Raw genomic sequence first — 19,579 nt, forward strand, 5'->3', positions numbered from 1 at the left:
ATGCACTTCGAGGAGAGCGACGAACACCGGGCCCTGCGCGCGGCGGTGGGCGCGATCACCGACGGATTCGGCCCCGGCTACTTCGCCGAGCACAGCCGCGAGCGCCGACCCACCACCGAGCTGTGGCAGGCCCTGGGCAGGCACGGCTACATCGGGGTCAATCTGCCCGAGGAATACGGCGGCGGAGGCGGCGGCCTGGTCGAGCTGGCGATCGTCTGCGAGGAGGTCGCCGCGCACGGTTGCCCGCTGCTGTTGCTCCTGGTCTCCGGCGCGATCGCGGGCGAGGTGCTCACCCGGTTCGGCACCGCCGAGCAGAAGAGCACCTGGCTGCCGCGCCTGGCGGCGGGCCGGGGCAAGATCGTGTTCGCGATCACCGAGCCGGAAGCCGGTTCCAACACCCACCGCCTGGCCACCACGGCGACCCGGGACGGCGACGGCTGGTTGTTGCGCGGCACCAAGCAGTTCATCTCCGGAGTCGACGAGGCCGACGCGATCCTGGTGGTCGCCAAGACCGGCACCGATCCCGACTCCGGCCGCGGCCGGCTCTCGCTGTTCCTGGTCGACGCCGCCGACCCGCGCCTGACCGCGACCCCGCTGGCGATCGAAGGCTCCGCGCCTGAACGGCAGTTCACGCTGTTCTTCGACGACGTACCGGTATCCGCCGAGCAGTTGATCGGCACCGAGGGCGACGGACTGCGCCAGGTCTTCCACGGTCTCAATCCGGAACGGGTGACCGGTGCCGCGCTGGGCGTGGGCATCGCCCGGTACGCGCTCGCCCGAGCCGCCGACTACGCCCGTACCCGCGAGGTGTGGGGTCGCCCGATCGGCACGCACCAGGCGATCGCCCACCCGCTCGCCGAAGCCGCGATCGAGGTCGAGCTGGCCGCGCTGATGACCGCCCGGGCGGCCTGGCTGCACGACGCGGGCGAGGCGATGGCCAAGGCCGCCGGCGAGGCCGCCAACATGGCCAAGTACGCCGCCGCCGAGGCCGCCATCCACGCGGTGGACGCCGCCATCCAGACCCATGGCGGCAACGGCATGAGCCGCGACTACGGTCTGGTGCCCCTGTGGGGCATGGCCAGGACGTTGCGGATCGCACCGGTGAGCCGGGAGATGATCCTCAATCATGTGGCGCAGCACACACTCGGGTTGCCGCGTTCGTACTGAATGCCCCTGCGCGCGTACTCGTCGCCCCGGGGACCGCGGAGGACTCGGCGCGCTCGCGTGCGACTTGTGAATGACCCGGTTCGGGACTCGGGATCGACGCGGCAGGATGCGGCCGGGCACAAAATAGACGGGCAGGCTGCTCCGCTCCCGGCGCGACCGTGCGGGGTGTTCGCCGGGACCGGCGCCATCGGTCGGGCTCGGCGAAGAAGGCAGTGGGAGCGTGGATCAAATGCTGGCGGGGCGTCCCTTCTGGGACGTGGACATCACGAGCATGTGGTTCGTCATAGGCATGGCGGTCGCCACGGCCGGCACCGCCTTCGCCACCATCTGGTTCTGGAACCGCCCCACGCTCCAGCGCACCCGCCGGATCTGCACGCTGCTGTTCACCCAACTCATGGTCACCTTCACCATCCTGGCCGCGGTCAACGCGCAGATGTACTTCTACTCGACCCTGTCCGACCTGATGCACATCGCCGACGGGCCGCCGGTGCCGGACGTGCCGGTGTCCACCGTCAAGGTCAAGCACCTCGACCCCAGGCCGGCCGTCCCGTTCTCCGACGACAACGGCAACGGGCTGCCGTTCATGGTCACCAAGCCCCCACTGACCGACCAGCCCAGGACCCGGCATCCTCGCCGGCCCGGCGCGGACCCCAAACACGGCGTGCTGGTCAACACCACCATCCAGGGCACCCGCACCGGCTACAAGCTCGACACCTTCGTCTACCTGCCCGCCGCCTACTTCACCCCGGACAACGCCCGCACCCGCTTCCCGGTCATCCAGCTCACCTCCGGCTTCCCCGGCACCCCCGACACGTGGCTGCGCCGGATGAAGGTGCACCAGATGCTTTCCGGGCTGATGGAATCGGGCCGGATGCCGCCGGCGATCGTGGTGATCGCGGCGCAGAACCCCGTCGCGGGCCGAGACAGCGAGTGTGTGGACGCTCCCGGCGGCGCACGCGCCGACACCTACCTCGGCCAGGACGTGCCGGACGCCATAGCGGCCAACTTCCGCACCGCTCCCGCGCCGGCGGGATGGGGCCTGCTGGGCTACTCCACCGGCGGCTTCTGCTCGGTGAACCTGGCCCTGCGCCACCCCGACCGCTACACCGCGGCGGCCAGCCTCTCCGGCTACTTCAAGGCGATCACCGACATGACCACCGGCGACCTGTACCGCGGCGACGACACGCTGCGCCGGGCCAACAGCCCGCTGCACACGATCGACGACGCGCGTAGGCCGCCGGTGCGGATGTACCTGTTCGCGGCCAAGGGCGAGGGCAAGACGGCCCGGGAGGCACGCGAGTTCGCCCGCAAGCTGCGGCCGACGGACACCGTGAAGGTGCAGATAGAGCCGTCCGGCGGGCACAACTTCGGCACCTGGGCCAGGGGCCTGCCGGCCGCGTTCGAGTGGCTGGGACGCGAACTGGCGTCGGCACCGGGCGGCGAGGTGCGCGGGCCGGCCTTCGCGGGCGGGCGACCGCTGCACTGAACACGTGCTCGGCGGCGGACGGGTGCGCCGGCTCGGGCAGGGCCGATCTCTTCAGTAGGGCCGAGTACGGTGCGAGACTTCTGCGGCGCCATCCGAACGGAAGCTCAGGGAGCCCGCGCCCGGTTCGGGAGCGGAACACCGTCGCACCGAGACGAGGATCGCCCATGCATCCCGGTGTCATCGCCGCCGCGCACCCCGACCACCCCGCCGTGATCATGGCCGGCACCGGCCGGGTCGTCGGCTACGCCGAGCTGGACGCGGAATCCAACCGCTTCGCGCACCTGCTGTACGACGCCGGGCTGCGCCCCGGGGACCATCTCGCCATCGCGCTGGAGAATCATCCGCTCTACCTGGCGCTCACCTGGGCCGCACAGCGTTCCGGTCTGATCTACACGCCGGTCGGCGTACGACTGCACCCCGACGAGCTGGCCTACGTCGTGAACAACTGCGGTGCCCGCGTGTTCGTCTCCTCCGCCGCGTTGGCCGACCTCGCGGGCGCCATCCGCGAGCGGGCGCCCCAGGTGGAGCGGTGGCTGATGCTGGACGGCGCGATCCCCGGATTCGAGCCGTACGAGATCGCGGTCCGCACCTGTCCGAGCACGCCGATCGCCACCGAGTTCGAGGGCGCGGACATGCTCTACTCGTCCGGCACCACCGGTCGCCCCAAGGGCGTACTGCCCAACCGTGAGGACCACCCGCTGGGCAGCGGACCGGCCCTGACGCTGTTCCACCTGATCGGCGCGCTCTACGGGATGGACACCTCGGGCAAGGGCGGCGACGTCTACCTGTGTCCCGCGCCGCTCTACCACGCGGCGCCGCTGCGCTACTGCATGCAGTTCCTGCGCGCCGGGCACACCGTGGTCGTGCTGGAACGATTCGACCCGGAGGCCGCGTTGGCCGCCATCGAACGCCATCGGGTGACGCACAGCCAGTGGGTGCCGACGATGTTCGTCCGGATGCTCAAGCTGCCGGCCGAGGTGCGCGAGCGCTACGAACTGTCGTCGCTGCGCTACGCGTTGCACGCCGCCGCGCCGTGTCCGCCCGAGGTCAAGGAACGCATGCTGGAGTGGTGGGGACCGGTGCTGTACGAGTACTACGCCGGCACCGAGGGCAACGGCTACGTCGGCTGCACCCCCGAGGAATGGCTCGCGCACCGGGGCACGGTGGGGCGGGCGATCCTGGGCACACCGCACATCTGCGACGGCGAGGGCCGCGAACTGCCGGTGGGCGAGGACGGCATCGTCTACTTCGCCGACGGGCCGCAGTTCTCCTATCACGGCGACCCGGACAAAACCGAGGCCGGCCGCGACCCGGCGGGCCGGGGGTGGACCACACTCGGCGACATCGGGCACCTGGACGCGGACGGCTACCTGTATCTGACGGACCGCCAATCGCACACGATCATCAGCGGTGGGGTGAACATCTACCCGCAGGAGGTGGAGAACCTGCTCGCACTGCATCCGGCGATCGCCGACGTCGCGGTGTTCGGCGTCCCGGACGCGGAACTGGGCGAACAGGTCAAGGCGGTCGTGCAGCCGGCCGAAGGCAGCGCGGCGGGACCGGAGTTGGCTCACGAACTGATCGCCTATTGCCGGGCGCGGATCGCCCACTACAAGTGCCCGCGATCGGTGGACTTCCGCGCCGAGTTGCCGCGGCACCCGACCGGAAAGCTGTACAAGCGGCTGCTGATCGACGAGTACCGGACGGCGCCGGGCTCGGCCTGAACGCCGCGGGCAGCGCCGGGAATTGCCTTGACGCACGGCGTGATCGCCTTGGTACGGTCCGCGCGTGTTCACCCTTGCCGAACCTCCGGTCTTCACCCGCCTGCGGGATGCCCACTCCGTATTGATCGCCGGGGCGGGTGGCGGATTCGACGTGTTCTCCGGACTGCCGCTGGGCCTCGCGCTGGCCGAACAGGGCAAGCGGGTGCACTACGCGAACCTGTCGTTCGTGACGGTGGATCGGTTGCCGTCGCCGAGTCGGCTGTTGCCGGGACTGGCCGCGGTACGACCGGACACGCCCGGCAACGACGACTACTTCCCGGAGCGCACGCTGGCGACCTGGCTCGGGCGCAACGGCTTCACGGACACCGTGTACGCGTTCGGGAAGACCGGGGTCGTGCCGCTGCGGGCCGCCTATCGGCGGTTGGTCAAGGACCTGGACGTGGACGCGATCGTGCTCGTGGACGGCGGCACCGACATCCTGATGCGCGGCGACGAGGCGTCGTTGGGCACTCCGGAGGAGGACATGACCAGCCTCGCCGCGGTGGCCGGCGTGCGGGTGCCGACCCGACTGGTCGCCTCGCTCGGCTTCGGCATCGACGCCTACCACGGCATCTGCCACGCACAGGTGCTGGAGAACCTGGCGGCACTCACCCGGGAGGGGCACTACCTCGGCGCGTTGTCGATTCCGCGCGAATCGCGGGAGGGAGCGCTGTTTCTGGACGCGGTGGCGTACGCGAACGAGCGCACCCCGCTGCGGCCGAGCATCGTGCAGGGCTCGGTCGCCTCGGCCCTGCATGGTCGGTTCGGCGACGCGCACTTCACCGAACGCACGGGCAACAGCGAGCTGTTCATCAATCCTTTGATGAGCATGTACTTCACCGTCGACCTGGTCGGCCTGGCCGAGCGCTCGTTGTACCTGTCGCGGTTGGAGGGCAGCGAGAGCATCTGGGACGTCGCGCGCCGAATCGCGGACTTCCGGGACGAGTTGCCGTTCACCCGACCGCGACAGGCGATTCCGCATTGAGGGTGGGTCGGGGGCGATGCCGGCGCAGGCGGCCGTCGGTACGGCTCGGGCGGCACGCAAGCGTGCTGTCGAGGTCACCCTGGTCAACCCCGCCACACTCCCGATCACGGTGGTCACGGTCGAGCCGGACGCGGACGGCCGGGTCGTGGGGCTTCGGATGGTCGCCAACCCCGACAAGCTCGGTCCCGTCGCCGGAGGTGTGCGGCACTCGCTCTGACCGACCGTCACGCACTTCGGGAGCCCCCGTCCCGAACTCCCGGAACCGCCGTCCCGAACTCCGGAAGCCATGCGTGATGGCATCCGAAAGCCTTCCCCACAACCTCCGTCCCGCGAATTCCTCCGGGCGCGTCGACCACGAATGGGCAACGAGCGGAGAGCGCTCGACATCTCGGCTGCCCATGTCGTTCGAACACCTGTAGGTTGTGCGCTTCCGGCGGACAGATACGCCAACGCTCCGTATCCCTGGGGGGATCCCGCACGTCATGACCATGCCGTTCCAGAACGAAACACAGCTGATCATCCGCCAGAACTTCCGACCGATCGTGAACCAGTACGTGGTGCACCTGGTCGGTCCGGACGGGCAACACGGACCGGTGATCGCGTTCGCGCAGCAAAAGCGCGGCAAGCTCAAGGAAGAGGTCATCCTCTACACGGATGACACCAAGACCACCGAACTCGCCCGGTTCAAGGCGCGCCAGATCCTCGACGTGCGGGCACAGCACGACGTGACCGGCGTCGAGGGCAGCAACCTCGGCATGTTCTCGAAGGACTTCAAGAAGTCCCTCCTGCGCTCCACCTGGAACCTCGAACGCCCGGACGCGGCCAAGGCGGTGGGCCAGGAACGCAGCCTGTTCGGCGCGATCCTGCGCCGCGTGTGGGGCTTCATACCCGTGGTCGGTGCCTGGCTGCCGGCCCCGACCTACCACTTCGACTTCGTCGACGAGGGCGGCAACGCGGTGCTGACCGTCGAGCGGCAGATGAAGCTGCGCGACCAGTACCTGGTGAAGCTGCCCGACCCGACGATGGACCGCCGGCTGGCGATCTGCGTCGCGGTCGCGATGGACGCCATCCAGAACCGCTGACCGTTCAGGCAGGGTCGGACGGTCGCGCACGCGCCCCGTGACGTGCGCGACCGGCGACGATGTCTCAGTCCTCGTCCGGCACCAGCACCGGGGTGTCCCGCTTGAGGATCTCGCCCCGGAAGAACGCCGGACTGACGACCCGACGAACCTCCATCAGTACCGCGCCGAGCACCAACAGGCCGACGCCGATGATGAACACGCTGCCCACCCCGGCCACCCGGTTGCCGTCGCCGTAGTTCGGGTCGGCCACGTCCACCAGCGTCTTTATGAAGATCGCGCCCAGCATCAGCCCGCCGAGCGCCGGCATGACGCCCTTGACCATCAGGTCGTCGAAGCTGCGCGAGAGGTCCTTGCGGAAGTACCACACACAGGAGAACGCGGTCAGCGAGTAGTAGAAGCAGATCATCAGGCCGAGTGCGTAGATCGTGTCGGTGAGCACGTTCTCCGACAGGATCGTCATGATCGTGTAGAACGCACCCGTCGCGACCCCGGCCGAGATGGTCGCGAAGCCCGGTGTCTTGAACGTGGGATGCACACGCGAGAACACCTTGGGCACCGCCTCGTACGCGCTCATCGACAGCAGCGTGCGGGCGACCGGGATGAAGGTGGTCTGGAGGCTGGCGACCGAGCTGGCGAGCACCGCGACGAACATCAGGATGCCCAGGCCCGAACCCATCACCGGGTCGGCCAGCTTCGCGAAGATGTTGTCGTCCTCGTCGTTGTTCAGGCCCAGTCCGGTGGTTCCGACACCCGCGTACATCAGCGTGGCGACGCCGGTCATCAGGTAGGCCACCACGATGAACAGCACCGAGATGATCGCGGCCCGACCCGGGACCTTGGGGCCGCCGGCGGTCTCCTCGTTGATGCTCAGGGCCGTGTCCCAGCCCCAGTACATGAAGATCGACAACGACAGACCCGCGGTCAGCGCGGTGAAGCCGCCGTCGATGCCGAACGGGTTGAACCAGTCCCACGAGAACGAGATCGACGTGGGCACGTCGCCGGCCGTGGCCTTGCCGATCGCCATCACGATGAACAGTGCGAGCACCGTGAGTTGCAGTGCGACGAGCACGTACTGGACCCGCTTGGTCACCGTCATGCCGCGATAGCTGATCGCGGTGGCGATCGCGATGAAGACCAGACACGTGGGCACGTGCACCAGCTTGTTGTCGTCCAGGTCCTTGACCCAGTCGCTGTTGAACGCCTCGCCGAGCGCGAGGTAGAAGAACGACGTGCCGATGCCGGCCAGGTTGGACAACACGATGACGGTTGCCATCACCAGGCCCCAGCCGCACATCCAGCCCACGCGCGGGCCGAACGCCTTGACCGTCCAGGTGAACGAGGTGCCCGCGTCCGGCACCGCCTTGCTGAGCTCGCGGTACGCGAAGGCGACGAGCAACATCGGGACGAAGCCGACCAGGAAGATCGCCGGGGCGTGGGTGCCGACCTTGTTGACCGTGGGCCCGAGGGCGCCGGTGAGGGTGTACACCGGCGCCACGGTGGAGATGGCGACGACCACGCTGCCCAGCAGGCCGATGGAATTTCGGTTCAGCCCCTTGTCCTTGAGATCGGACTCCGGGAGGTAGTGCGACTCTCCTACCCGGTGGTGCCTCTCGCCCCTCTGGCGCACGTGCTCATTTCTCACAAGCGAACAGACTAAGTCAGGATGAAACGACTTTTGACCAAGGGGGTCACGAACGATCCGGTGAGTCGCCCATGTCACTCGTTGAGGCATTTCCGAAGGGCCGCGCGGGGGGCCGAGGGGTCGCATCGGCGAGCATCCCGGACAGCAGTTCGATGACCCCGAGTCGGATCTCGGCCCGCGACGGCGGCGTCGCCCAGCCCGCACCGGCGATCGCGTCGAACATCACGCCTTCGCACCACGCGACCAGGAAACGGCCGTGCCGCTCGGGCGCGCGCGAGCCGAGGACGGCGAGCATGCCCACCGCCGCACCTCGGAACACCGCGCCCGCCTCGTCGTACACCGTGCGCAGCTCGGGCCGGCGGGTCGCCTCCAGAGCCAGTTCATAGCGGGCGATCTTCTGGTCCCGCCCGTCCCGGATCGCGGCGTCCACGATCGCCGCGACCAGGTCGGCGATGCCCATCAGGTCGTCCGGCAACGCGGCGGGCGACTCGCCGTCGGCCAACGCCGGCGCGAACTCCCCCGCCTCCAGGACGGTCATCCGCGCGAGCGCCACCTCCAGGAGCGCGGCGCGCGTGCGCGCGTAGTACGAGGTGGATCCGGGCGGCAGACCCGCGCCCTCGTCGACGGCGCGATGGGTCAGGCCGCGCATGCCGCGCTCGACGAGCAGACGAATCGCGGTGTCGCCGATCAGGACGAGGCGGTCGGGGCGGTCGGGGTTGGTGCGCTTCGCGGTGGTCACGCGGGCCAGCCTGCCATGTCGCTACGCCTGTAGAGATCCGTTCACTACATCCGTAGAGACGAGCCCACCGCGGCCGTGGAAATCGACCACTACAGCCGTAGAGAAAACTGCCACTACAGCTGTAGAGTCCACATCACGTCCTCTACACCTGTAGTGAACGTCGGAAGTACCGACACAGGGGGAACCATGTCCGTCACCAAGCCCGAAGCGATCGTCGTCGGCGCCGGCCCCGGCGGGCTCACCGCCGCGACCGCCCTGCACCGCAAGGGCTGGTCGGTGGTGGTCCTGGAACGCGCCGCCACCCTGGAGCCGATCGGCGCGGCCATCGCCGTCGCGCCGAACGGGCTGCGCGCGCTCGACGCCATCGGCGCGGGCGAGCCGCTCCGCGAGTTGGCCGCGATCCAGGGCACCGCGACGCTGCGTCGGCCGGACGGGCGGGTGCTCGCGCCCACCAGCGGCGAGGCGTTCGTCGAGCGCTTCGGCGAACCGATGGTGTTGGCGCCTCGGGCCGAACTGATGCGAGTGCTGCTCGCGGGCCTGCCGGCGAACGCGCTGCGCACCGGGACGACGGTGTCGAGCGTGTTGCCCGGCGGACCGGACCACCGCGCGTCGGTGATCACCACGACCGGCGAGACCCTGACCGCGGACCTCGTGGTCGGCGCCGACGGAATCCGCTCGCCGATCCGACACGCGCTCTTCCCCGAGCACCCCGGCCCGCGCTACGCCGGATTCACCACGTGGCGCGCGATCGTGCCGAAGACCGAGATGGTGCCGGGCGAGACGTGGGGCCGCGGCCTGGTCTTCGGCGCGATGCCGCTGGCCGACGGCCGGGTGTACTGGTACGCGACCGCGAACCGCCCGGCCGGTGTCACGCACGGCGACGAGCGGGCCGAACTGCTGCGCCTGTACCGGGACTTCCACGCACCGATCGGCCGGCTGATCGAGGCCGCGACACCGGAGCAGATCCTGCACCTGGATGTGCACGAGATGGCCGATCCGCTGCCCGCGCACCACCGGGGACGGGTCGTGCTGATCGGCGACGCGGCGCACGCGATGACCCCCAACCTGGGCCAGGGCGGCAATCAGGCGCTGGAGGACGCGATCGAACTCGCCGACGTGCTCACGGGCGTGGCCGCCGACAAAGTGGCCCAGGCGCTGCCCGCGTACACCGCGCGGCGGCTGGCGCACACCTCGGCGGTCGTGCGGAAGTCGCGCCGGCTGGGGGCGATGGCGCAATGGGAGGGGCGGTACGCCGTGGCGGCCCGGGACGGGTTCCTGCGGGCAGCCGGGCGGTTGGCGCCGGACGCGGCCCTGCGGCCGTTGGACTCGATTCTGCGGTGGCGTCCGCCGGTGGATTCGGCGTGAGCCTTCGATGCGCCGCGCGGGTTCCGCCCGCACGGGATGCGTCGTACATTCCGTACCGGCCGGTATGTGGGTGACGGAGGGAAAACGCGGTGTCGATCGATCCGCAGCTCGTGGAGTTGCTGAGTTTCACGCCGGAGAATCTGTTCGTGGGCGACGTGGCCACCGCGCGGGCGACCGTCGATGCCGGGATCGGGCTCCTTCCGGTGATGACCGAGTTGGCCCGGGTGCACGATCGCACCATCCCGGGCGCCGTCGACGCGCTGCCCGCCCGGGTGTACCGGCCCTCGGAAGGGCCAGATCTGCCGGTGACCGTGTTCTTCCACGGCGGCGGGTTCGTGATCGGCGGGCTGGACAGTCACGATGCCCTGGCCCGGCGGATCGCCCGACACGCCGAGTGTGTGGTGATCTCGGTGGACTATCGACTCGCCCCGGAACACCCGTTCCCGGCCGCGGTCGAGGACGCGCTCGCCGCGTACCGGTGGGTGCTCGACAACGCCGCCGAGCTCGGTGCCGACCCGAGCCGGATCGCGCTGGCCGGCGACAGCGCGGGCGCCACGCTGTCCGCGACCACGTGCCTGCTGGCCCGGGAACACGGGCTCCCACAACCGGCGTTGCAGATGTTGTGGTATCCGGCGACCGGCGTCGAGGGCACCGCGTCGCGGATCGAGAACGCGAACGCGCCGCTGCTCACCGCCGCCTCGATCGCGTGGTTCATGGAGCACTACCTCGGCGGACGCGGGCTCGACGAACTGGGCCCGTACGCCTCGATCGGCACCATCGCGGACCTGTCCGGCCTGGCGCCGGCGCACGTGGTCCTGGCCGGTCACGATCCGCTGCGCGACGAGGGCGCGGACTTCGCCGAACGGCTGCGCGCGGCGGGCGGCACGGTCGAGTGCGAGCTGTTCGACGACATGGTGCACGGCTTCATGAGCTTCGTGGACCTGGTGCCGCGCTGCGCGGAATGCGCCTCGGGTTCCTTCGCCGCGCTGCACAAGGCGCTGCACCCGTAGGGGTGGCCGGCGCGCGGCGTCAGCGCGACGGCAGGATCAGCAGCTCGTCGGTGCCGGGACGGCGCAGCACGTCCACGGGATGGCCGTACAACTCGGACAACACCGGCGCGGTGCACACCTGTTCCGGCGGGCCGCAGGCGACCAGTCGGCCGTGGGCGAGCAGGGCGATCCGGTCCGCGTAGGCGGCGGCCAGGTTGAGGTCGTGCAGCACGATCACCACCGCGTCGCCTTGGCGGGCCCGGTCCCGGGCCAGCCGCAGCACGTCCTCGGTGTGCTTGAGGTCCAGGGCGGCGGTGGGCTCGTCGAGGAAGAGTACGGGCGCGCCCTGCGCGAGCACCCGGGCGAGTGAGACCCGGGCCCGCTCGCCGCCGGACAGCGACGGGTAGACCCGGTCGGCCAGGTGCGCCACGTCCGTCTCGGCCAAGGCGCGGGCCACGATCGTGTCCTCGGACTCCTCGCTCGGCAATCCCGCGTGCGGCGCGCGGCCCATCCGCACCACCTCGTCCACGGTGAACGGGAAGGACAGCGTGACGCTCTGCGGCAACACCGCGCGGCGAAGCGCCAGTTCGCGCTGCGAGTAGTCGGAGGAGGGCCGATCGGCGATCCGCACGGTGCCGTGATGCGGCGTCAGGTCGCCGGTGAGCAGGCCGAGCAGGGTGGACTTGCCCGCGCCGTTGGGGCCGAGCACCGCGACGATCTCGCCGTGGCGCACGGTCAACGAGACACCGTCGACCAGGTTGCGGCCGGCGATGGCGTAGGTGACGTGCTCGGCCTCGACGCCGATCGTGCCCACTTCGGGCACTGTCGCGGGCGCCGCCGTGCGGTTTCGGGCGAGCAGCCTCATCAGGCCCAACCTCCCTGCCGGGAACGGGTCCTGCGCAGCAACCACAGGAAGAACGGGGCACCGATCAGCGCGGTGAGCACGCCGAGCGGGACCTCCTTGGGCATCGCGACGGTGCGCGCCGCGAGATCGGCGCCGACGGTGACCAGCGCGCCGAGCACGGCGCTCGCGGGCAGCAGCAGCCGGTGTCGCGGGCCGGCGATCAGTCGGATGATGTGCGGGACGACCAGACCGACGAAGGTGATCACGCCGGCCGCGGCGACGGCCGCGCCGACCAGGGTGGCGCTGAGCACGACCACCACGATACGTACCCGTTCGGTGTCCACGCCCAGGTGTCGGGCGCCGCGTTCGCCGAGCGCCATGATGTCCAGCGCGCGGGCGTACCGGGGCAGGACCAGCAGGCCGATGAGCGCGAACGGTGCGAGCGCGCCGATGATCTTCCAGCTCGCCCCACCGACGCTGCCCAGGTTCCAGAAGGTGATGCTGCGCAGTTCGGCGTCGTCGGCGACGAAGGTGAACAGCCCGATCGCGGCGCCGGCCAGCGCGTTGATCGCGATGCCGGTCAGGACCAGGGTGACCACTTCGGTGCGGCCGTCGGAGCGGGAGAGCAGGTAGACGAAGAGCGTGGTGATCAGGCCGCCGGCGAAGGCGAACGCGGTCACCGTCCAGGAGCCGAAGGTGGACACGCCCAGCACGATCGCGCCGACCGCGCCGAGCGCCGCGCCGGAGGACACCCCGATCACGCCGGGCTCGGCGAGCGGGTTGCCGAACACGCCCTGCATCGCGGCCCCGGCGCAGCCCAGGCACGCGCCGACCATGATGCCGAGCACGATGCGCGGGAAGCGGATGTTCCACAACACGGCCTCGTTGGCGTCCGACACATGGCCGACGTCCAGGCCGAGATGGCGCAGCACGGAGGAGAGCACCTGATCGGAGGGGATGTCGAAGGCACCCATACCGGCCGAGACGATGCTCGTGGCCAGGAGCAGCAGCACCAGGGTCGGCATCAGCCAACGGCCGTGTCGACGCGGCGCCGCTGCCACCGGGATCGTCGTCGCCGGGGCTGTCGCCACGGGCGTAGTCGCCACCGGGGTCGTCGTCTTGCCGAGTTCGACCACCGGAGGTGGTGAACCCGGTTCGTCGGTCGGTTCTTGACGCTCCGTCACCGTTGCCACGGTCTCCCCCGCGCCTTCCCGTCGTTCGTCCTCGCTCGCCGAACGGGCCGCGACAGCCCGTCCGGCGTTCGAAGCCGGCGGGTCGCGGCGGCCCGGCCGACCCTAGCCATGCAACAGATCGACGAGCTTGTTCAGCGCGACGCCCGCGGTCGGACCGCCGCCACCCAGCTCCAGGTCGTCCATCGCGACGACCTTGCGGTTTTGACCGGCAGGCGTCTGAGCGACACCCGGCAGCTTGAGCACACCGTCGACGCCGCCGACCGACTCCAGGCCCTTTTGGAAGACGAGGATGACGTCGGGCTTGGCCGAGACCATCGCCTCGGGGGTCAGCGCGGCGGACATCTCGACGCCCAGTTCGGTGCCGGTGTCGATGCCGCCGGCGGCGGTGATCATGCTGTCCGGGCCCAGGCCCTTGCCGCCGATCTGGTACAGGTTGGCCTGCCCGCGGATGTAGAGGAACGCCACGCGCGGCTTGGTGGCGGCCTGCGCGCCCTTGGCCTTGGCGCCGGCGATCTCGCCGGCGGTCCGGTCGGCGAGCGTCTTGCCCTTGTCCGGCACGCCCAGCGCGGTGGCGATGGTGGTGATCCGGGTGATCGCGTCCTCGGGCTTGCTGCTGTCCGGGATCAGCACGATCGGTACGCCGGCCGCCTTGAGCTGGTCGATCGCGGTGCGCGGGCCGACCGAGGCGCTGCCGATGGCGACCGTGGGCCGCTGGGCGAGGATGCCCTCGGGATTGAGGCCGCGCGAGTTGCCGAAGGTCGGCTTGCCCTTGCTCTCCGGCAGGACCGCGCCCGAGGTGTCCACGCCGACGACGTTCGAGGCCAGGCCCAGTGCGTACACGGTCTGTGCGATGTCGCCGCCGAGCGGGACGATCCGGCTCGCGTCCTTGACCGTGACCTTGCCCATCGTGGTGTCCACGGTGGCGGGCAGCGCCGAACCGGCCGGGGCCTTGTCGGCCTTGCCGTCGGACTTCTTGTCGTCGTCGCCGCACGCCGTGGCGAACGCGGTGACGGCGAGGACGGCCGCGGCCACCTTCAAGCTTGTTCGACGCAGACGCATCCGGCGGCCTTTCGAGCTGTGGAGTGAGCGGACGAGGAGGTTCCGCTCTTAGGCAAGCCTTGCCTTGTCCCACTCCGCAACCTAGAGGTGAGGCTTGCCTAACTTCAAGCCCGCGCCGGGTGGACCACGTCACACGTGGACGGCGGCCCGCTCCCCCGACGAATGCGGGCACAGCACCACCGCGCCGGGGCCTTGGGCCCGTTCCCCGTGTCGGTCGATCCGGTCAGCGCTCGCGCCAGGCCCGGCTGTGCCGGCGAATCTCGGCCGCGGAGAAGTTCTCGTGGTCCTCGCCCCAGGCGGTGACGCCGTCGAAGGTCCATTCGGTGAGGCCGTTGACGGTGAACAGATTCGGGTTCAGGAAGAAGCCGAGTCGGTTGTGCATACGCCCCTCGGCGTGCAGTTCGCGGCCGAGTTCGTCGATCCCCTCCAGCACGATCCGGGTGGCCCAGCCGGTGGCGTCGTCGCGTTCGACCACCTCGCGGCGCCCCTTGGCCAGCTTGGCCCAGATGCCGTCGCGGAGCAGGTAGCCGTGGATGGACACGCAGCCCGAGCCGAAGTCCATGGTGATGCTGTGGAAGGCGTCCCGCTCGGAGGCGGTCGCGTAGCTGTATCCGCCCCGCTTGGCCGGCGACTGCATCAGGCCCTGACCGAACTGCGAGCGCGGCCCCCACGAGCGGTCCCGGAAGCCGTACGAGTCGACCGTGATCTCCTCGCCGCGCAGCACGACCGTGCCGGTGTACCGCCCGGGCTGGTCCACGTGCTTGTCGCCGAGGTGGTGCGGCGGCAGCACCCCGGTGAAGGTCAGGTCGACGTGGATCTCGTCGCCGCCGTCCGGGTCGTCGTAGCCGACCTCGTACACCGCCTGCGGCTGCACGCAGCGCACCCGGAAGCCGTTCGGCAGCCGCAGGTCGGTCAGGTCCTGGTCGGGAATCGGCAGATGCCAGAAGTTCTTGGCGTAGACCGCCTCGTGCGGGTGCTGCCCGCTGTCGTCCCAGAAGTACGCGCCACCCGCCGCGACCTTCTGGTTCGCCCGGAAGAACGGATACAGCTGCCCGGACAGCCGCCTTTGCGGGACCGTGAAGGTGAACCAGGAGGTCTCCGACCAGTACGGGTCGTCGCTGGTCGGCGGGTGGAACCGGTCGTCGGGGTGGTGCTCGACATGCTCAGTGGTCATGGCCAACGGGTACTACGGGTACTTGGCCGAGTCAATGATTATTGCGGTCCGTCCCGGCCGGCGGTCGTTCCGCGAGGCTGACATCCACAGTGAGCGGGCCGTCCGCGGGCACCAGGTCGACGCGGGAGATGTGTCCGGCCGCACGCAGGTCCGTCTCGATCAGGGCCACCCGGACCAGTTCGGCCGGGTCGCCGGTGATCGTGACGCCCGCCACCGCGGCGCGCATCGACACCTGCGCGGCCGACTTGGCCTTGCGCACGCCGGCGATCAACTCGGACGCGAGAGCCGGCAGCGCCCGGTCGGCCTCCGGCGCCTGCGGCGCGGGCCATTGCGCCCGGTGCACCGAGCCCTCCTGCCACCACGACCACACCTCCTCGGTGGCGAACGGCAACACCGGCGCCAGCAGTCGCAGCAGTACGGACAGCGCACTCGCGAGCGCGGCCCGGGCCGACTCGGCGCCCGCCGCGGCGCCGGCCTCGCCGTAGGCGCGGGCCTTGACCAGTTCGACGTAGTCGTCGCAGAAGTACCAGAAGAACCGCTCGGTCCGATCCAGCGCCCGCGCGTAGTCGTAGTCCTCGAACGCCTCGGTCGCCGCGCGGGCCACCTCCGCCACCTCGGCGAGCAGGGCCAGGTCGAGCGGTTCGCGCACCGCGTCGGGTGCCTCGGCCGCGCCGGTCGAGAGCACGAACCGGCCGACGTTGAGCAGCTTGATCGCCAACCGGCGGCCGACCTTCATCTGACCGACGTCGAACGCGGTGTCCACGCCCGGCCGGCCGCTCGCCGCCCAGTAGCGCACCGCGTCCGAGCCGTGCTGCGCGAGCAGGTCGACCGGAGTGACCACGTTGCCCTTGGACTTGGACATCTTCTTGCGGTCCGGGTCCAGGATCCAGCCGGAGATCGCCGCGTGCGCGAACGGCAGGCTGTGGTTCTCCGCGTCCGCACGCACCACGGCGGAGAACAACCAGGTGCGGATGATCTCGTGTGCCTGTGGGCGCAGGTCCATCGGGAAGACCCGGGCGAAAAGGTCGTCGTCGCGACACCAGCCACCCGCGATCTGCGGCGTGAGTGAGGAGGTCGCCCATGTGTCCATCACGTCCGCGTCGCCGACGAACCCGCCGGGTTCGCCGCGCTGTTCCGCCCGGTAGCCGGGCGGCACGTCGGTGTACGGATCGATCGGCAGATCCGCCTCGGCCGGGCGCAACAGTGCGTCGTGGCGCGGGAGTCCGGCCTCGTCCAACGGATACCACAGCGGCACCGGGACCCCGAAGAAGCGCTGCCGGCTGATCAGCCAGTCGCCGTTGAGGCCCTCGACCCAATTGTCGTAGCGGACCTTCATGTGCGCGGGATGCCAGGCCAACTCGGCGCCCCGGTCCAGCAGTCGGGTCCGAAGCTCCACATCGCGCCCGCCGTTGCGCAGGTACCACTGCCGGGTGGTGACGATCTCGAGCGGCTTGTCGCCCTTCTCGTAGAACTTGACCGGGTGCGTGATCGGCTTCGGCTCACCGACCAGTTCGCCGCTCTCGCGCAACATCGCCACGATCCGCTCACGTGCGGTGAACACGGTCGCGCCGGCCAGGCGGGCGTACGCCTCGACCGCCTCCGGGGTGTCGAGCCCGGCCGGCGGATCGCTCAGGATGCGGCCGTCCCGCCCGAGCACGGCCCGGGTGTCCAGGCGCAGTTCACGCCACCAGGTGACGTCGGTGGTGTCGCCGAAGGTGCACACCATGGCGATCCCGGAGCCCTTCTCCGGGTCGGCCAGCGCATGCGCGTACACCGGCACCGGCACGCGGAACAGCGGTGTGCGCACGCTGTTCCCGAACAGGTGCGTGTAGCGCGTGTCGTCGGGATGCGCGACCAGCGCGACGCACGCGGGCAGCAACTCCGGCCGGGTGGTCGCGATTTCCAGCGCGTCGCCGGTGGGCCCGCGAAAAACGAGTCGGTGGAAGGCACCGGGACGCTCCCGGTCCTCCAACTCGGCCTGCGCGACCGCGGTACGGAAGGTGACGTCCCACAGCGTGGGCGCCTCGGCCGGGTATGCCTCGCCGCGCTCCAGGTTGCGCAGGAAGGCCCGCTGGGAGGCGGTACGCGAGACCGCGTCGATGGTCTGGTAGGTCATCGTCCAGTCGACGGACAGCCCGAGCAGTCGCCACAGTTCCTCGAACGCCTTCTCGTCCTCGCGGGTCAGTCGCTCGCACAGTTCGATGAAGTTGCGTCGGGAGACGGGGATCTGCTGTTTGCCCGGCTGCGGCGGCGGCACGAAGTCGGCTTCGTAGGGCAGCGCGGGGTCGCAGCGCACGCCGAAGTGGTTCTGCACCCGTCGCTCGGTGGGCAGACCGTTGTCGTCCCAGCCCATCGGATAGAAGACCTCGCGTCCGCACATCCGCCGGTAGCGGGCGATCGCGTCGGTGTGGGTGTACGAGAACACGTGTCCCACGTGCAGTGATCCGCTGACCGTGGGCGGCGGGGTGTCGATGGAGTAGATCTCTTCGCGGGTCCGGCTCCGGTCGAAGCGGTATACGCCCGTCTCTTCCCAGACGCGCGACCATTTCGCTTCCAGCCCGTCGAGGGTGGGCTTGTCGGGCATGCGGGGGGAATCGGAGGGGGCGACCATGCCCCCGGAGCGTACCGGGCGTGGGGGCTCGACTCGACCCGATTCCCGTGCGGCGGCGTGGCGGATCGGTGCGCGGGTGGGTCGGGGGCGGTGGAGCGGGTCGGCGGGCCGCCCTTCGGGGGGTGGGGCGGCCCGCGGACCTCGGTCGGGGGTGGGCGGGTCAGGCGTTCGCGTGCAGGGTGTCGACGAACGCGGTCCAGGGGGCGGCGGCGAGGGTCAGCAGTCCTACGGCCGGGTCCTTGCTGTCCCGGACGTCGACGGTGCCGTCCGGGTGCGGACGAATCTCGGTGCAGTCGCCGTTCTGCATGCTGTACGAGCTTTTGACCCAACGGGCCGAGTTGTTCGCGGACATGGTGTTCTGGGGCATGGCGTTCTTCCTACTCAATCGGCGAGTCGCTCCGGTCGCGAGTGACTCGGTCTGCGAGTTGCTGGGCACTGGCCGCGATGAAGGCTTCGGACTCGACGGGACTCAGAGCGATGCCCCGTAAGTCGGCGAAGACCTTGCCGTAGTGAGCGGTGTCCTGGGCTCTTTCCAGGTACGCGTGGCTGGTGATGTTTTCCAGCGAGACCACTTCCATCCCCGAGGGGGGAGGGAATCCGTAGATCGAGAACGGCGTGGGGCCGCCCGGATAGGCGCCTGCCGAAAAGGGTAGTACTTGCACGGTCACGTTCGACAGTTGCGCAATTTCGATCAAGTGCACGAGTTGCTCGCGCAGGACCCGTGGGCCGCCTATTTCCTGGCGCAGCGCGGCCTCGCCGATCACCATCAACACCTCCAGCGGCGCCGGTTCGCCGCGGGTGAGCACGCGCTGTCGATCCAGCCGAACCCGGACCCGGGTGCGGCACTGTTCGTCGACCGGTCCCACCGTGCCGCCGCGGATCACCGCCGTGGCGTACTCCTCGGTCTGGAACAGCCCGGGGATGATGCTCGGCTGGAATCCCAGGCAGGACGCCACCTCGGCCTCCAGGCCGATCAAATCCAGGAAGTCCTGCGGCAGTCGGTCGGCGAGGTCGCGCCACCAGCGCTGACGACGACCCTCACGGGCAAGGGCCAGCCAGCCCTCGCGCGCGGCCGGGTCCCGCACTTCGTACAGGTCGAGCAGCGCCTTCAGGTCGAGCGCGCGGATCCCGCTGCGGCCGGACTCGATCCGGCTCACCTTCGCGGGATGGCAGGAGAGGGCGTCGGCGGCGTCCTCCAGCAGCAGTGACGTGTCCTCGCGCAGCCGACGCAGGTTGGCGCCCAGAACGCGCCTGCGAACCGTCGGATATTGCTCGGCGCCCATGTTTCCTCCCGATCCCGCACCGCTCGTGCCTCGGTTGCCCAGGTCGTTCGAACTTCTTTTGGTCTTTTCGAACTTCTTTCGAACTTCTTTCGAATTTTCGCTCTTTCGGGGCTTTCGGGGGTTCAGCTCCGCGAGTCGCCGTCATGGTACTCATGTCCGACACGCTGCAAGTCGAGTGAGTTGTTTGACTTGCACTT

General features: G+C 70.0%; 17 protein-coding genes. 8 read left to right on the forward strand and 9 right to left on the reverse strand.

What is annotated here, in order from left to right:
• The 6 genes from A3IC_RS0117100 to A3IC_RS0117125 all read left to right on the forward strand — a co-directional run bounded on the left by A3IC_RS0117100 (position 1) and on the right by A3IC_RS0117125 (position 6,483).
• A complete protein-coding gene (locus A3IC_RS0117100) occupies positions 1-1,167 on the forward strand; it encodes an acyl-CoA dehydrogenase family protein (RefSeq protein ID WP_020551270.1) in 1,167 nt (388 codons plus the stop codon).
• Between the two features lie 229 nt (positions 1,168-1,396).
• Positions 1,397-2,653 carry an alpha/beta hydrolase gene (locus tag A3IC_RS0117105; protein WP_020551271.1) on the forward strand — a complete coding sequence of 419 codons (1,257 nt, stop codon included), beginning with the start codon at positions 1,397-1,399 and terminating at the stop codon, positions 2,651-2,653.
• Positions 2,654-2,817: 164 nt separating this feature from the next.
• On the forward strand, positions 2,818-4,377 hold the full coding sequence (locus tag A3IC_RS0117110; protein ID WP_020551272.1) for an AMP-binding protein: 1,560 nt from the start codon (positions 2,818-2,820) through the stop codon (positions 4,375-4,377).
• Between the two features lie 64 nt (positions 4,378-4,441).
• On the forward strand, positions 4,442-5,401 hold the full coding sequence (locus A3IC_RS0117115; protein WP_020551273.1) for a DUF1152 domain-containing protein: 960 nt from the start codon (positions 4,442-4,444) through the stop codon (positions 5,399-5,401).
• A gap of 16 nt (positions 5,402-5,417) precedes the next feature.
• The gene (locus A3IC_RS0117120; protein WP_020551274.1) at positions 5,418-5,618 is read left to right on the forward strand and encodes a hypothetical protein; all 201 of its coding nucleotides are present in this window, start codon (positions 5,418-5,420) and stop codon (positions 5,616-5,618) included.
• A gap of 265 nt (positions 5,619-5,883) precedes the next feature.
• Positions 5,884-6,483 carry an LURP-one-related family protein gene (locus A3IC_RS0117125; RefSeq protein ID WP_020551275.1) on the forward strand — a complete coding sequence of 200 codons (600 nt, stop codon included), beginning with the start codon at positions 5,884-5,886 and terminating at the stop codon, positions 6,481-6,483.
• Positions 6,484-6,547: 64 nt separating this feature from the next.
• Here the strand turns inward: A3IC_RS0117125 and A3IC_RS0117130 are convergent, their stop codons facing one another.
• Together A3IC_RS0117130 and A3IC_RS54930 are read right to left on the reverse strand one after the other, a co-directional pair.
• Positions 6,548-8,110: an APC family permease gene (locus A3IC_RS0117130; RefSeq protein ID WP_020551276.1), complete on the reverse strand. Its 1,563-nt coding sequence runs from the start codon at positions 8,108-8,110 to the stop codon at positions 6,548-6,550.
• 61 nt (positions 8,111-8,171) lie between these two features.
• Positions 8,172-8,864, reverse strand: coding sequence for a TetR/AcrR family transcriptional regulator (locus tag A3IC_RS54930; RefSeq protein WP_020551277.1), 693 nt, complete (start codon positions 8,862-8,864; stop codon positions 8,172-8,174).
• Positions 8,865-9,050: 186 nt separating this feature from the next.
• Between A3IC_RS54930 and A3IC_RS0117140 the strand changes: the two genes are divergently transcribed.
• Both A3IC_RS0117140 and A3IC_RS54935 read left to right on the forward strand, forming a co-directional pair.
• On the forward strand, positions 9,051-10,229 hold the full coding sequence (locus A3IC_RS0117140; RefSeq protein WP_020551278.1) for an FAD-dependent monooxygenase: 1,179 nt from the start codon (positions 9,051-9,053) through the stop codon (positions 10,227-10,229).
• A gap of 89 nt (positions 10,230-10,318) precedes the next feature.
• The gene (locus A3IC_RS54935) at positions 10,319-11,239 is read left to right on the forward strand and encodes an alpha/beta hydrolase (protein ID WP_020551279.1); all 921 of its coding nucleotides are present in this window, start codon (positions 10,319-10,321) and stop codon (positions 11,237-11,239) included.
• A 19-nt stretch (positions 11,240-11,258) separates the two neighbouring features.
• Here A3IC_RS54935 and A3IC_RS0117150 read toward each other — a convergent pair whose 3' ends face one another.
• From A3IC_RS0117150 to A3IC_RS0117180, 7 genes are all read right to left on the reverse strand, one after another.
• A complete protein-coding gene (locus A3IC_RS0117150) occupies positions 11,259-12,083 on the reverse strand; it encodes a heme ABC transporter ATP-binding protein (RefSeq protein ID WP_079026494.1) in 825 nt (274 codons plus the stop codon).
• Positions 12,083-13,198: a FecCD family ABC transporter permease gene (locus A3IC_RS0117155; RefSeq protein ID WP_020551281.1), complete on the reverse strand. Its 1,116-nt coding sequence runs from the start codon at positions 13,196-13,198 to the stop codon at positions 12,083-12,085. The genes A3IC_RS0117150 and A3IC_RS0117155 overlap by 1 nt, the downstream gene beginning before the upstream one ends.
• Before the next feature lie 159 nt (positions 13,199-13,357).
• Entirely contained in the window at positions 13,358-14,287 is a 930-nt protein-coding gene (locus tag A3IC_RS54940) for a heme/hemin ABC transporter substrate-binding protein (protein WP_158695980.1), read from the reverse strand.
• Positions 14,288-14,537: 250 nt separating this feature from the next.
• The gene (locus tag A3IC_RS0117165; protein ID WP_020551283.1) at positions 14,538-15,488 is read right to left on the reverse strand and encodes a DUF7065 domain-containing protein; all 951 of its coding nucleotides are present in this window, start codon (positions 15,486-15,488) and stop codon (positions 14,538-14,540) included.
• 31 nt (positions 15,489-15,519) lie between these two features.
• Positions 15,520-18,072: a valine--tRNA ligase gene (gene valS / locus A3IC_RS0117170; RefSeq protein ID WP_020551284.1), complete on the reverse strand. Its 2,553-nt coding sequence runs from the start codon at positions 18,070-18,072 to the stop codon at positions 15,520-15,522.
• Positions 18,073-18,259: 187 nt separating this feature from the next.
• Positions 18,260-18,466, reverse strand: coding sequence for a DUF397 domain-containing protein (locus A3IC_RS0117175; protein WP_020551285.1), 207 nt, complete (start codon positions 18,464-18,466; stop codon positions 18,260-18,262).
• A gap of 10 nt (positions 18,467-18,476) precedes the next feature.
• A complete protein-coding gene (locus tag A3IC_RS0117180; protein ID WP_020551286.1) occupies positions 18,477-19,382 on the reverse strand; it encodes a helix-turn-helix domain-containing protein in 906 nt (301 codons plus the stop codon).
• Positions 19,383-19,579 lie beyond the last annotated feature (197 nt).

The sequence above is a fragment of the Embleya scabrispora DSM 41855 genome, from assembly GCF_000372745.1.
Taxonomy (GTDB): domain Bacteria; phylum Actinomycetota; class Actinomycetes; order Streptomycetales; family Streptomycetaceae; genus Embleya; species Embleya scabrispora.